Raw genomic sequence first — 14182 nt, 5'->3', positions numbered from 1 at the left:
GCGGCGGGCTTTTCATTGAGCAGCGCTCGAAAGATACGCGACTCAGACCTGCAGTGCCTTGCTCTGGTCGGGCGTTTCGCCCAGCAGCTCGTCCGGGGTGCCGCGACCGTGCAGCTCGTCGTCCAGGGCTTTCTCGTCCAGCTGCTTGCACCACTTGGCGACGACGATGGTCGCCACGCCATTGCCGACCAGGTTGGTGAGCGCGCGGGCTTCGGACATGAAGCGGTCGATACCGAGGATCAGCGCCAGGCCTGCAACCGGCAGATGACCGACGGCGGACAGGGTGGCGGCGAGCACGATGAAGCCGCTACCGGTGACGCCGGCGGCGCCCTTGGAGGCGATCAGCAGCACGATCAGCAGAGTGATCTGGTGGCTGATATCCATCGGCGTGTCGGTGGCCTGGGCGATGAACACCGCGGCCATGGTCAGGTAGATGGAGGTGCCGTCGAGGTTGAACGAGTAACCGGTGGGGATCACCAGGCCGACCACGGACTTGTTGGCGCCGAGTTTTTCCATCTTGGCGATCATGCGCGGCAGCGCCGATTCCGAGGAGGAGGTACCCAGCACGATCATCAGCTCTTCACGGATGTACTTGATGAACTTGATGATGCTGAAACCATGGGCGCGGGCAATGGCGCCCAGCACCACCAGCACGAAGAGCAGGCAGGTGATGTAGAAGCAGGCCATCAGCTGACCCAGCTGCACCAGCGAACCGACGCCGTACTTGCCGATGGTGAAGGCCATGGCGCCGAAGGCACCGATGGGCGCGACCTTCATGATCACGTTGATGATGTTGAAGAAGATGTGCGAGATGCGCTCGATGAAGTCGAACACCGGACGGCCGCGCTCGCCCAGGCGATGCAGGGCGTAGCCGAAGAGTACGGAGAAGAACAGCACCTGGAGGATGTCGCCGTTGGCGAAGGCGCCGACCACGGTCCCCGGAATCACGTTCATCAGGAAGTCGATGGTGCTCTGCTTCTCGCCGGCAGCGGCGTAGGCCGCGATACCCGAGGTGTCCAGCGAGGCCGGATCGACGTGCATGCCGACGCCGGGCTGGGCGACGTTGACCACGACCAGACCGATGATCAGGGCGATGGTGGAAACGATCTCGAAGTACAGCAGCGCCATGCCGCCGGTCTTGCCGACCGCTTTCATGCTCTGCATGCCGGCGATGCCGGTGACCACGGTGCAGAAGATGATGGGGGCGATGATCATTTTGATCAGTTTCACGAATCCGTCGCCCAGCGGCTTCATCGCCGCGCCGGTCTGCGGATAGAAGTGGCCGAGCAGAATGCCGATGGCGATTGCCACCAGGACCTGGACATAGAGACTTTTGTAGAAGGGCTGACGAGTCATGGAAGGTTCCCGGGCGTCGCACTGCCTGGAGCAGCGCACACCTCTGACTGAGGTTTTATGATTGTTGGCCCCGGGCGCGCCGGGTGTCAGCCTTATCGCAAGCGCTGTGCCAATTCCTCATCAAGCTTTTTTCCATTGAAATTCAACGACTTAAGAAACAATAACTGCCGCCTGCGCGTTTGGAGATGGCGGAAACCCGCCCTTTGCCTGGCGACAACCCGCCCGGATGGCGGCTTTTCGCCACTCGCCCTCGCCAGGCCGCCACGCTTGTGAGGCATCCGGTCGCGCTCTACCATCGGCGCGCACCGGAACGAGGGAAGCGCCTTGCGCGAACGCACGATTTCCAATCATTTCGTCCGCGCGGCGCTGCGTGGGGTGGAACGCCGCGGCCTGGCGCCCGACGCCCTCCTGCTCGGCGCCGGCATCCCGCCGGCGCTGCTCAAACAGCCGCGTGCGCGCATCGCGCCGGAGCAGTTCGCCCGCCTGGTGCAGTTGCTCTGGGAAGTGCTCGACGACGAATACCTCGGCCTCGGCAACCAGCCGAGCAAGCGCGGCACCTTCGCCATGATGGGCCACGCCATCATCCATTGCCGCAACCTGGAAAAGGCCCTGCAGCGCGGCGCCCTCTTCTATGGCCTGTTCCCCGGCGCGCCGGGCATCCGTCTGCAGCGCGAGGGCGAGCAGGTTCGCCTGTCGGTGGACGCCATCGGCGACTGGGACGCCGAGCACTTCCTGCTGGAAAGCCTGCTGGTGATCTGGCATCGCCTGAGCAGTTGGCTGATCGGCCAGCGCATCCGCCTCGATGAAGTGACCTTCAGCTATCCGGGGCCCGCGCACCACGCCGAGTACGACCTGCTGTTCCCCTGCCCGCATCGTTTCGAGGCGGCCGCCAACAGTCTGCTGTTCAACGCCCGCTACCTGGCCATGCCGCTGCTGCAGGACGAGCGCACGCTCAAGCGCTTTCTCCTGCATTCGCCGGCCGACCTGCTGGCCAGGCCGGATGGCGGCGACAGCCTGACCAGCCGCATCCGCCGCCTGCTCGGCCGCGAGTGCGAACACTGGCCGGACCTCGACAGCATCGCCCGCCAGTTGCACATGAGCCCGCAGACGCTGCGCCGCCACCTGCACGAGGAAGGCACCAGCTTCCAGGAACTCAAGGACCACTTGCGCCGCGACCTGGCGATCTACCAGTTGGGCAGCGATCTGCCGATCCAGCGCATCGCCGAGCGCCTGGGCTTTTCCGAGCCGTCGGCGTTCCATCGCGCGTTCAAGAAGTGGACCGGCCTTACCCCGGGCGCCTACCGCGCGCAGGAAAGCTGAGCCGTCGCCAGCCGCCTCGCTTCACAGGCGCGGCATTTCGACCTAGGCTTGGGCGCTCGACAACCAAGGAACCTGCCATGCGCACTTGCCTGCTCGGCCTGCTGATGCTCTTCAGCGGCCTCTCGTTCGCCGCCATCAAGACCCAGGAAATCCCCTACGAAAGCGCCGACGGCACCAAGCTCATCGGCTACTTCGCCTATGACGATGCCATCGAAGGCCCGCGCCCCGGCGTGATGGTGGTTCACGAATGGTGGGGGCTGAACGACTACGCCAAGCGCCGCGCACGCGATCTCGCCGGCCTCGGCTACGCCGCCCTGGCCATCGACATGTATGGCGGCGGCAAGAACACCGAGCATCCCAAGGACGCCCTCGCCTTCATGCAGGCGGCCACCGCGGATGCCGCGGCGAGCAAGGCGCGCTTCCTCGCCGGCCTCGACCTGATCAAGGCGCAGCCGCAGACGGATGCCAAACAGATCGCCGCGATCGGCTACTGCTTCGGCGGCAAGGTGGTGCTGGACATGGCCCGCCAGGGCGTCCCGCTGCTCGGCGTGGTGAGCTTCCACGGCGCCCTGGTGCCGGCCGTCCCGGCGACCAAGGGCAGCATCAAGGCGCGCATCCTGGTCGAGCACGGCGAGGCCGACAGCATGGTCACGCCCGAGCAGGTCGCCGCGTTCAAGGAAGAGATGGACGACGCCGACGCCGATTACGATTTCGTCAGCCTGCCCGGCGCCAAGCACGGCTTCACCAACCCCGATGCGGACCGCCTGAGCCATGGCGAGCACGGCGGGCCGGACATCGGCTATCAGAAGGAAGCCGACGAGAATTCCTGGGCCGACATGAAATCCTTCCTCAAGGGGGTGTTCAATTAGCCGCCGCGCCACCACCGGCCCGCGCCCGCCGCGGGCGCGGTTTTCGCAAACAGGTCGCCGCCGGCACCAGGCTGCGGCAGAATAGCCGCATGACTTCCTACTCCCCCCGGCTTCCCGCCTGCTGCCCGACACTGACCGCCGACTGGCCGTTTCCCACCGTGCTGCCCGGCCTTTCGCTGGTGAAGGCCGCGTTCGATGCCGAGCGGCTCGAACTCGCCGACTTCGCCCGCTGCGGCATTGTCCCGCCCTCGAACATCCTCGGCGCCATCGCCAAGCGCAAGGCCGAGTTCCTCGCCGGGCGCCTGTGCGCGCGCGAAGCGCTGGCGCATATGCGCGGCCGCGCGGAAACGCCGAGGGTGGCCGAGGACGGCGCGCCGCAGTGGCCAGCCGGCATCTGCGGTTCGATCACCCACAGCAAGGGCTGGGCCGCCGCTATCGTCGGTGAAAGCCAGCGCTGGCGAGGCCTTGGCCTGGACGCCGAAGTGCCGCTCACCGACGTGCGCGCGCAGCGCCTGTGCAGCGAAATCCTCACCGAAGCCGAGCAGCAGCGCCTGGCCCCCGGCGACTGCTCCCTCGCGGTGACGCTGACCTTCTCGCTCAAGGAATGCCTGTACAAGGCGCTCTATCCGCTGGTGCACAAGAACTTCTATTTCCAGGATGCCGAAGTGCTGCGCTGGGACGAGCAGGGCCATGCGCGCCTGCGCTTGCTCAAGACGCTCTCGCCGGAATGGCACGTTGGCGTCGAACTGGACGGCCAGTTCACCCTGGTCGACGAGCGCCTGCTCAGCCTGGTGGCCGTCGAAGCCTGACCTCGCGCGCTACGGCGTGCGCTCCTCCTGCTCCTGGCGCAACGGCCAGACCAGGCTGAAACAGGCGCCGCCGAGGCTTTCGCTGCGACCGATCTGGGCGCGGCCGGCGTGCCAGTAGATGATCCTGCGAACGATCGAAAGCCCCAGGCCATGCCCGCCCGACGCACGGGTACGGCTGTCGTCGAGGCGCAGGAAGGGCGTGAAGATGCGCTCCCAGGCGTCCTCGGGAACGCCGGGGCCGTCGTCCTCCACATCTATACGGCAACGCCGCGGCCCCGCCCTGAAACTCACCCGCACCCGAGACTCGGCGTGGCGCAGGGCGTTGGTCACCAGGTTCTGCAAGGCGCGGTGCAGATAGCGCGCCTCGGCCTCCACCCGCACGCCCACCGCGCTGGGCGCGTCGCGCTCCAGCCGCACCCCGGGGCGCAGCGGAGCCAGCTCGCCGATCACCTGGTCGAGCAACGCATCGATGTCCAGCAGCTGGAAATTCAGCGCCGGCGAACCCTGCTCCAGGCGCGCGTAGGTGAGCATCTCGTCCACCAGGCGGTCGAGGTCCTGGATATCGCCGTCCATGCCGTCCATGTACTTGCGCCGCGCCTGTTCGGTTTCCGCGTCGCCGATCATCTCCAGGCCGAAGCGCAGCCGCGCCACCGGCGTGCGCAGCTCGTGGGACACCGCCCGGACCATCTCGCGCTGCACCGACAGCAGCCGCTGCAGATGTTCCGCCATGCCATTGAACGCCGCGGCCAGGCGCCCCACCGAATCGGCGCCGCCGGCCGGCACGCGCGCCTCCAGGTTGCCGCCGGCGATGCGCGTGGCGGCCGCCTCCAGGCCGCGCAGGCGCTGCTCCAACTGGCGCACCAGCAGGTACACGGCGAGCCCTATCAGACTCAGACCGAGCAGCCCGATCAGCACCAGCAGCTGCGGCGGATAGGGGTTCATCTGGTACAGCGGGCCGATTTCCAGCAACCAGGGCGTGTTGACCATGCCGGCGAACACGCGGATCGAATCGCCGCCTTTGCCCAGCGCCATCACGGTGTCGCCCTCGTCGATCCGGCGACGCTGGTCGGCGTCCAGATCGGCACTGTCCAGCGGGCGCAGGCTGAGGTCGAAACCGAACTGCTTGGCCTGCTTCAGCTCGGCCAGCCGGCTCGGCTGCTCGGCCGGCGGGTAATGCACCAGCTCGTCCATCAGCAGGTAGACGGTGGCGCGCGCCAGTTGCTCGCTGATCTGCCCGACCTCGCTGGTGAGCATCACCCCTTCGGCGTCGCTGATCAGGCTGAAGATCTTCGCCGCGTGCGGCCCGGTCTGCTCCACCAGCACCTGGCCGTGCAGCAGGCGGGCACGCTCGCGGCTGTCCAGCGAGGTGTCGAGCAGCGGCTGGATTTCCAGCGGAATGCCCAGCAGGCGCCCCCACAACGCGGTGGAACGGCGGCGCTCGACGTCGCTCATCGGCGCCAGGTTGTCGGCCATCAGGCGGAAGGTGCCGCGCGCGAGGTTCTCGCGGTACTGGTCGCTGCGCACCTTGTTGACCAGATGCACCGTCGCGAAGCCGAGCAGCGCCACCAGGACGATGGCCGCGAGCATGCCGCCGTAGATGCGCAGGAAGATCGAGTTCAGCGCGGCGCCCCGCCGCGCGCGGCTCACGACCACGGATCGCTGCTCAGCAGGCCGTAGTGTTCGGTGTCGATGAAGCGCTCGTCCTTCAGCTCGCCGTCGCGGCGCGTGCCCTCATGGCGGAAACCGATGCGTTCGAGCAGGCAGCGGCTGGCGAGGTTGTCGGTATCCACCACCGCCTCGATGCGATGGATGCGCATGGCGTCGAAGGCATGCCGCAGGATCGGCGGCAGGCATTCGCTCATCACGCCGCAGCGCCAGTGTTCGGGCATCAGCCAGTAGCCCAGCTCGATGCGCCGGTGGCCCGGCGACCAGTCGTTGAAGCCGCAGGCGCCGATCAGTTGGTCCGGCGCCTCGCGAAAGGCGATGCCCCACCAGAGCCCGCTCTGCTGTTCCTGCAGGTCGCGGTACCAGTCCATCTGCGTCTGGGTTTCGTCCAGCGAACGGTAGGAGACGCCGTAATAGCGGATCACGTCCGGGTTGGACAGCCCGCGGAACACTGCGTCGATGTCGCGCTGTTCGATCTCGCGAAGCAGAAAGCGCGCGGTAGTGAAGGTGGGAAACATGGCACAACCTCTTCTGGGCCTGTCCGGCGTATCGAGCAGCCTAGCGCATGTCCTCGGCCGCCTCGCGGACGAACAGGTAGCCCTTGCTGCGCACGGTCTTGATCAGCCGCGGATGCATCGGGTCGTCGCCGATCTTCGGCCGGATGCGCGAGATGCGCACGTCGATGGAGCGATCCTGGCCGTCGTACTCGATGCCGCGCAGGGCATTGAAGATTTCCTCGCGCGAGAGGATGCGCCCGGCATTGAAGGCCAGCAGCCAGAGCAGGTCGAACTCGGCGCTGGTAAGCTCTATGCCGCGCCCGGCCAGCCAGGCCTCACGCATCGCGTTGTCGATCACCAGCGGGCCGAACTCCAGGCGCCGCTGGTTTTCCGCGACGGGCTCGGCGCTACCCTCGCGGCGGCGCAGCAGGGCGCGGATGCGCGCCAGCAGCACGCGCGGGCGCACCGGCTTGCACACATAGTCGTCGGCGCCGGTTTCCAGGCCCTGCACTTCGTCCATGTCGTCGGTGCGCGCGGTGAGCATGAGGATCGGCCCGTCGAACTCGCCGCGCACCTTGCGGCAGATGCTCAGGCCATCCTCGCCCGGCAGCATCAGGTCGAGCACCACCAGCGCCGGGCGCTCGCGCAGGATGCGCGCCGCCGCCCTGGCCCCGTCGGCCTCGATGCCGACGCTCAGCCCGTGGCTCTCCAGGTATTCGCGGGTCAGTTCCGCCAGCCGCTGGTCGTCTTCGACGATCAAGATGTCCTGCTGCACCACGCTCTCCTCAGGGCTCCGGCTGACCGGATCGGCCGGCATTGTAGCAACGCCGCGAGGCGGATACAGGCAACGCTGGAAAACACAAGATGTAGTGGTCGCCTCGTCGAAGAAAAAACTTCTGCCTGCGTAAAATCACCGCTGAGGCTCGACAGGCGGCGCAGCCCACCAACCACGCTGCCTGCGCCCGGTTACCCACGTTCCACCCACAATCCACGCACACGTTATCCACAGGTTTTGCCGGTTGATCAAACGCCCCTGACGCTCTATCTTGTATGCCGACAAAACAAACCCACTACATCTTGGGTTTACAACGAAGCCTTGCACTATTCAAGCGGTCCCGGAACGAAGCGTCGTACAGCCTCGGAATCCGCAGGCCGAAACGCTTTTCAGCAACCCTTTCGGCCGTTATCAGAAGGCCGGACCCTGAGTCAACGGCATTCTCATGCCGTCAGCGGTCGTAGTGTCGGCCCAATCGGGCAACACTAGGGGTTGTGGTCGCGAGCGTACCCGCGACCAAGGACTTACGAGCCAGGAAGGCACTTGAGTCGCGCCTTTTTCCTGCTCCGATCGTGTTTTCCACCGGTTAGCTGGCTGTACCGGGCGGAGAACGCATTTGGTTAAAAAGCGAACAGACGCGACGACAAGTGTCCAAACCAATTAGAAACGTGGAGACCCTCATGCAGATCGACACCCCACACGAGAAACCGCAGGCCACTGCTCCCCAAGCCGTCGAAGGCTCGCAGGACCTGAGTTCCACCGCCCCCGGCCAACTGCGCGTGATCAAGCGTAACGGCACCGTCGTCGCCTACACCGACGACAAGATCACCGTGGCCATCACCAAGGCGTTTCTCGCTGTGGAAGGCGGCACCGCTGCCGCCTCGTCGCGCATCCACGACACCGTGCGCCGCCTGACCGAGCAGGTCAGCGCCACCTTCAAGCGCCGCATGCCGTCCGGCGGCACCATCCATATCGAAGAGATCCAGGATCAGGTCGAACTGGCCCTGATGCGCGCCGGCGAGCAGAAAGTCGCCCGCGACTACGTGATCTACCGCGAAGCCCGCAGCCAGGAGCGCAAGCGCGGCGTCGCCGACGCCCCGGCCGTGGCCCACCCGAGCATCCGCGTGACCAAGGCCGACGGCAGCCTCTCGCCGCTGGACCTGGGCCGCCTGCAGACCATCGTCCGCGAGGCCTGCGAAGGCCTCGCCGAAGTCGATGGCGCGCTGATCGAAAAAGACACCCTGAAGAACCTCTACGACGGAGTCGCCGAGAAGGACGTCAACACCGCCCTGGTGATGACCGCGCGCACCCTCGTCGAGCGCGAGCCGAACTACTCCTACGTCACCGCCCGCCTGCTGATGGACACCCTGCGAGCCGAAGGCCTGGGCTTCCTCGGCGTGGCCGAGAGCGCCACCCACCACGAGATGGTCGACCTGTACGCCAAGGCGCTGCCGGCCTACGTCGACAAGGGCGTCGAGTTCGAGCTGCTCGACCCCAAACTGAAGACCTACGACCTGGCCAAGCTGGGCGCCGCGATCCAGCACGAACGCGACCAGCAGTTCACCTACCTGGGCCTGCAGACCCTCTACGACCGCTACTTCATCCACAAGGATGGCGTGCGCTTCGAGCTGCCGCAGATCTTCTTCATGCGCGTCGCCATGGGCCTGGCCATCGAAGAACCGAAGAACCGCGAAGAGCGCGCCATCGAGTTCTACAACCTGCTCTCGTCGTTCGACTACATGTCCTCGACGCCGACCCTGTTCAACGCCGGCACCCTGCGTCCGCAGCTCTCCAGCTGCTACCTGACCACCGTGCCGGACGACCTGTCGGGCATCTACAGCGCCATCCACGACAACGCCATGCTGTCCAAATTCGCCGGCGGCCTGGGCAACGACTGGACTCCGGTGCGCGCACTGGGCTCCTACATCAAGGGCACCAACGGCAAATCCCAGGGCGTCGTGCCCTTCCTGAAAGTGGTCAACGACACCGCCGTCGCGGTCAACCAGGGCGGCAAGCGCAAGGGCGCGGTCTGTGCCTACCTGGAAACCTGGCACATGGACATCGAAGAGTTCATCGAGCTGCGCAAGAACACCGGTGACGACCGTCGCCGCACCCACGACATGAACACCGCGAACTGGATTCCCGACCTGTTCATGAAGCGCGTCTTCGACGACGGCCAGTGGACCCTGTTCTCGCCCAGCGAAGTACCCGACCTGCACGACCTCACCGGCAAGGCCTTCGAGGAGCGCTACGAGTACTACGAAGCCATGGCCGGCTACGGCAAGATCAAGCTGCACAAGACCATCGCCGCCAAGGACCTGTGGCGCAAGATGCTCTCCATGCTCTTCGAGACCGGCCACCCGTGGCTGACCTTCAAGGACCCGTGCAACCTGCGCAGCCCGCAGCAGCACGTGGGCGTGGTGCACAGCTCGAACCTCTGCACCGAGATCACCCTGAACACCAACAAGGACGAGATCGCCGTGTGCAACCTGGGTTCGGTGAACCTGGTGAACCACATCGTCGACGGCAAGCTGGACCTGGCCAAGGTCGAGAAGACCGTGAAGACCGCCGTGCGCATGCTCGATAACGTCATCGACATCAACTACTACTCGGTGCCGCAGGCGAAGAACTCCAACTTCAAGCACCGCCCGGTCGGCCTCGGCATCATGGGCTTCCAGGATGCGCTGTACCTGCAGCACATCCCGTACGCCTCCGAAGCCGCCGTCGAGTTCGCCGACAAGTCGATGGAAGCCATCAGCTACTTCGCCATCCAGGCCTCCTGCGACCTGGCCGACGAGCGCGGCAGCTACGAAACCTTCCAGGGTTCGCTGTGGAGCAAGGGCATCCTGCCGCTGGACTCGCAGCAGATCCTCATCGAGGCGCGTGGCCAGAAGTACATCGACGTCGACCTGACCGAGTCGCTGGACTGGGCGCCGCTGCGTGCCCGCGTGCAGAAAGGCATCCGCAACTCGAACATCATGGCCATCGCACCGACCGCCACCATCGCCAACATCACCGGCGTGTCGCAGTCGATCGAACCGACCTACCAGAACCTCTATGTGAAATCGAACCTCTCGGGCGAATTCACCGTGATCAACCCGTACCTGGTCCGCGACCTCAAGGCCCGCGGCCTGTGGGACTCGGTGATGATCAACGACCTGAAGTACTACGACGGCTCGCTGCAGCAGATCGAACGCGTTCCGCAGGAACTCAAGGACCTGTACGCCACAGCCTTCGAAGTGGAAACCAAGTGGATCGTCGACGCCGCCAGCCGCCGCCAGAAATGGATCGACCAGGCCCAGTCGCTGAACCTCTACATCGCCGGCGCCTCGGGCAAGAAGCTCGACGTGACCTACCGCATGGCCTGGTACCGTGGCCTGAAAACCACCTACTACCTCCGTGCCCTGGCCGCGACCAGCACCGAGAAATCCACCGTGACCACCGGCAAGCTGAACGCCGTATCCAGTGGCCAGATGGAAGGCCTGCAGGCCGCCCCGGCGGCCGAGCCGAAGCCGGCACCGGTGCCGCAAGCGTGCAGCATCGATAATCCGGATTGCGAAGCCTGCCAGTAACAGGTCTGGCTTACGCACGAAGCGGAACGGCGCCCGCGTCGTTGCCCGGCAGGTCGGCCCCCATCACGTACAGACGTACGCTCAGGGGCTCCGACCCACCGGGCGCCTAGCGCTGACTCGCCCCGCTTCGCGCTGACCTCGGAGCCCCCCTCTCCCATTTAGGGGAGAGGGCCGGGGAGAGGGAACCCGGCGGCGACCGAATACCGCGACACGCTCCACCCGCTCGCGCCAACGACATGGCGCCGAGCCGCTTTCAACCCCCTCGCCCATTTATGGGAGAGGGCCGGGGAGAGGGAAATGGCAGCGCCGCCCTCCTCCACATTTTCGACGTTTTTGCGTGCACATAACGCAGTACACATTTTCGACCGGCGCAGTCCGGTCCAAGCAGGAGAAACTGCCATGCTGAGCTGGGACGAATTCGACAAACCCGAAGAAGGCGCCGCCAAGGCCGCCGCACCGCAACAGGCCGGTGCCGACATGAGCCTGGAGAAACTCGACAGCGTGGGCGACGCCGCCGCGAGCGAAGCGCGCGCCGTCACCGCCGATGACTCCGAAGCCGTCGCGCGGGCCAAGGCCGCGCTGGACGAGCTGGACATCGTCGAAGGTCTCACCGACCTCGAAGGCTCTGCCGCCCGCGTCCAGGTCGACGAGAAGCGCATGATCAACTGCCGCGCCGACCTCAACCAGTTGGTCCCCTTCAAGTACGATTGGGCCTGGCAGAAGTACCTCGACGGCTGCGCCAACCACTGGATGCCGCAGGAAGTGAACATGAACGCGGACATCGCCCTGTGGAAGAGCCAGGACGGCCTGACCGAGGACGAGCGCCGCATCGTCATGCGCAACCTGGGCTTCTTCTCCACCGCCGACTCGCTGGTGGCGAACAACCTGGTGCTGGCCACCTACCGCCTGATCACCAACCCCGAGTGCCGCCAGTACATCCTGCGCCAGGCCTTCGAAGAGGCGATCCACACCCACGCCTACCAGTACTGCATCGAGTCGCTGGGCATGGATGAAGGCGAGATCTTCAACATGTACCACGAGATTCCGTCGGTCGCGAAGAAAGCCGCCTGGGGCCTCAAGTACACCCGCTCGATCTCCGATCCGAAGTTCGAGACCGGCACCGTCGAGACCGACAAGCAGTTCCTCAAGAACCTGATCGCCTACTACTGCGTGCTCGAAGGCATCTTCTTCTACTGCGGCTTCACCCAGATCCTCTCCATGGGCCGCCGCAACAAGATGACCGGCACCGCCGAGCAGTTCCAGTACATCCTGCGCGACGAATCCATGCACCTGAACTTCGGCATCGACATGATCAACCAGATCAAGATCGAGAACCCGCACCTGTGGGACGACGCCATGAAGGACGAAGCCCGCCAGATGCTGCTGCAAGGCACCCAGCTGGAAATCGAATACGCACGGGACACCATGCCCCGCGGCGTACTCGGCATGAACGCCGCGATGATGGAGGACTACCTCAAATTCATCGCCAACCGCCGCCTCTCGCAGATCGGCCTGAAAGAAGAATACCCAGGCACCACCAACCCGTTCCCATGGATGAGCGAGATCATGGACCTGAAGAAAGAGAAGAACTTCTTCGAGACGCGGGTTATTGAGTATCAGACTGGGGGGGCGTTGAGCTGGGATTGAGTTTTGAATCTACACCGTTAAGAAAAATTAGAAGCGCTTTACCTGATTACGGATGTTCGGGGTAGCGGAAGAAACTAAAAGCCCCGCCTAGTGCGGGGCTTTTATTTTAAACTCATAAATTTAACAATCGACAATCAAGATAAGGCACTTCAAAAACAAAAACACTACTGTATCAAGCCCGCCTTCCATAACTTTAAAAGGCGCCCAAAATGCATGAAAAACATACCCCTCTAAAAAACTGGCCATATTTCCGGCTAGCTTTGGCCATCCCATTATTCTCAGCAGTCGTCATTGCAGCATTTATAAAATATAGCGATACCTCAATTGGCCAGCTTTGCGGATCATCCGCATGCTGGACTAACTTTATTGCTTTCTTCAAAGTCCCTATCGCTATCGCCAGCCTAGCCATTCCAATCGCCGGCGTCGTCGTAGCGATGCACAGATCGGATGAAACAGCGATTCAGATCAAAAATAGTCAAAGACAAATCGACGAAGCGCTCGCCAATAACAAATTCGGAAATTATCTAAAGCATAGAGATTCTTTTATCAATCTCGTTCTTGCAGGTCAAGAACGTCTACTTATCAAAGAAAGCAGAGTAAAAATAAATGCCTCTGCACTCTATGAAAAAATATACCCTAAAAATAGCTATACAAATCTTGAACTGCACTCAGATGGGAACTACCAATTCTGGCACATCGTGCACTCCAGGATCGAGGCACTATTTGAATGCAGCGGAAACACGAGAAATACCTCGAGAGAAGGCTACGCCAGCAATATAATCCTTCAAACGAAACAAATACTCGACATACTTGAAACAAAAATCGAAAGCGGATGGAGCATTCATGGCTCAGGCATCTACTATAATATCAGCTGCGAAATAATAAAAAGTCACGATCTACTTTCATCACTAAGCGCAACAATAGAGCTCATATTTGACTGCACAGACATGCTTAGAATAATCAGCAATACAGAATACGAAACCGAAAAACTACATTCAAAATTTGATGCAGCCTGGAAAAAAAACGTATACGAGAAAATGTGTGGAGCATTTGAGGGCGAGTAAATTAATGAAATTAAGCGAGCGAGGTAGCCTGGACTCCGCTCCGCGCGGAAAAGCGAAGTAGCCCGGACACCTCACTACGCTGACAGACGTAGACGTGTCGGCGGCGTAGGGTGGACAGCGCTTCACCTGTCCACCGTTTCACGGCCCCAGACCACACCCTGCTCACGGATGAGCCGCCATGTCCCGCTACCGCCGCGCTCGGGTTCCCGGCGCTACGTACTTCTTCACTGTCAACCTGCGCAACCGCAAAGGCGATCTGCTGACGCGCCATATCTCGCTGCTGCGTGAAACGGTTCGGATAACCAAAGCCCGTCATCCTTTCCATATCGATGCCTGGGTGGTGCTGCCCGAACACATGCATTGCCTGTGGACGCTGCCCGAGGACGACGCCGATTTCGCGCGGCGCTGGAAGGTGATCAAGCAGCTGTTTTCCCGCGGTCTCGATGCAACCGAGCCGCTCTCCCCCGCCCAATTGGCCCGCGGCGAGCGCGGCATCTGGCAACGGCGTTATTGGGAACACCTGATCCGCGACGAACTCGATTACCAACGCAATGTCGATTACATCCATTTCAATCCGTTGAAACATGGTAACCGCTCCATAAACCCCA

11 protein-coding genes are annotated in these 14182 nt (G+C 63.3%); 7 read left to right on the top strand and 4 right to left on the bottom strand.

Annotation, left to right across the window (positions count from 1 at the left end; genetic code table 11):
• Positions 1-42: 42 nt before the first annotated feature.
• On the bottom strand, positions 43-1356 hold the full coding sequence (locus B2X67_RS07660) for a dicarboxylate/amino acid:cation symporter (protein ID WP_286785118.1): 1314 nt from the start codon (positions 1354-1356) through the stop codon (positions 43-45).
• Between the two features lie 324 nt (positions 1357-1680).
• Between B2X67_RS07660 and B2X67_RS07655 the strand changes: the two genes are divergently transcribed.
• The 3 genes from B2X67_RS07655 to B2X67_RS07645 all read left to right on the top strand — a co-directional run bounded on the left by B2X67_RS07655 (position 1681) and on the right by B2X67_RS07645 (position 4354).
• Positions 1681-2676: an AraC family transcriptional regulator gene (locus B2X67_RS07655; RefSeq protein ID WP_286785117.1), complete on the top strand. Its 996-nt coding sequence runs from the start codon at positions 1681-1683 to the stop codon at positions 2674-2676.
• Positions 2677-2753: 77 nt separating this feature from the next.
• Positions 2754-3545, top strand: coding sequence for a dienelactone hydrolase family protein (locus B2X67_RS07650; RefSeq protein ID WP_286785116.1), 792 nt, complete (start codon positions 2754-2756; stop codon positions 3543-3545).
• A gap of 89 nt (positions 3546-3634) precedes the next feature.
• On the top strand, positions 3635-4354 hold the full coding sequence (locus B2X67_RS07645) for a 4'-phosphopantetheinyl transferase family protein (protein WP_286785115.1): 720 nt from the start codon (positions 3635-3637) through the stop codon (positions 4352-4354).
• A 9-nt stretch (positions 4355-4363) separates the two neighbouring features.
• On the opposite strand, the gene B2X67_RS07640 is transcribed toward B2X67_RS07645, so the two are convergent.
• Genes B2X67_RS07640 through B2X67_RS07630 form a run of 3 tightly spaced genes read right to left on the bottom strand, consistent with a single transcriptional unit; the run spans position 4364 to position 7291 of the window.
• Positions 4364-5974 carry an ATP-binding protein gene (locus B2X67_RS07640; RefSeq protein WP_286785165.1) on the bottom strand — a complete coding sequence of 537 codons (1611 nt, stop codon included), beginning with the start codon at positions 5972-5974 and terminating at the stop codon, positions 4364-4366.
• A 23-nt stretch (positions 5975-5997) separates the two neighbouring features.
• A complete protein-coding gene (locus B2X67_RS07635; RefSeq protein ID WP_286785114.1) occupies positions 5998-6537 on the bottom strand; it encodes a GNAT family N-acetyltransferase in 540 nt (179 codons plus the stop codon).
• A gap of 40 nt (positions 6538-6577) precedes the next feature.
• Positions 6578-7291, bottom strand: coding sequence for a response regulator (locus B2X67_RS07630; protein ID WP_090231516.1), 714 nt, complete (start codon positions 7289-7291; stop codon positions 6578-6580).
• Between the two features lie 680 nt (positions 7292-7971).
• On the opposite strand from B2X67_RS07630, the gene B2X67_RS07625 reads away from it, so the two are divergent.
• The 4 genes from B2X67_RS07625 to B2X67_RS07610 all read left to right on the top strand — a co-directional run.
• Complete coding sequence (locus B2X67_RS07625; RefSeq protein WP_286785113.1) at positions 7972-10863, top strand: ribonucleoside-diphosphate reductase subunit alpha; 2892 nt, start codon at positions 7972-7974, stop codon at positions 10861-10863.
• A 399-nt stretch (positions 10864-11262) separates the two neighbouring features.
• Entirely contained in the window at positions 11263-12510 is a 1248-nt protein-coding gene (locus tag B2X67_RS07620) for a ribonucleotide-diphosphate reductase subunit beta (RefSeq protein ID WP_282338757.1), read from the top strand.
• Between the two features lie 209 nt (positions 12511-12719).
• The gene (locus B2X67_RS07615) at positions 12720-13574 is read left to right on the top strand and encodes a hypothetical protein (RefSeq protein WP_286785112.1); all 855 of its coding nucleotides are present in this window, start codon (positions 12720-12722) and stop codon (positions 13572-13574) included.
• Between the two features lie 178 nt (positions 13575-13752).
• On the top strand, positions 13753-14182 hold a 430-nt coding region (locus B2X67_RS07610), incomplete at its 3' end, for an REP-associated tyrosine transposase (RefSeq protein ID WP_286785111.1).

The organism is Pseudomonas sp. UBA3153 (assembly GCF_002364635.1).
In the GTDB taxonomy this organism is placed as follows: domain Bacteria; phylum Pseudomonadota; class Gammaproteobacteria; order Pseudomonadales; family Pseudomonadaceae; genus Pseudomonas_O; species Pseudomonas_O kuykendallii.
Note: the sequence above shows the minus strand (reverse complement) of the source record. Positions and strands in the feature narration are given on the sequence as shown.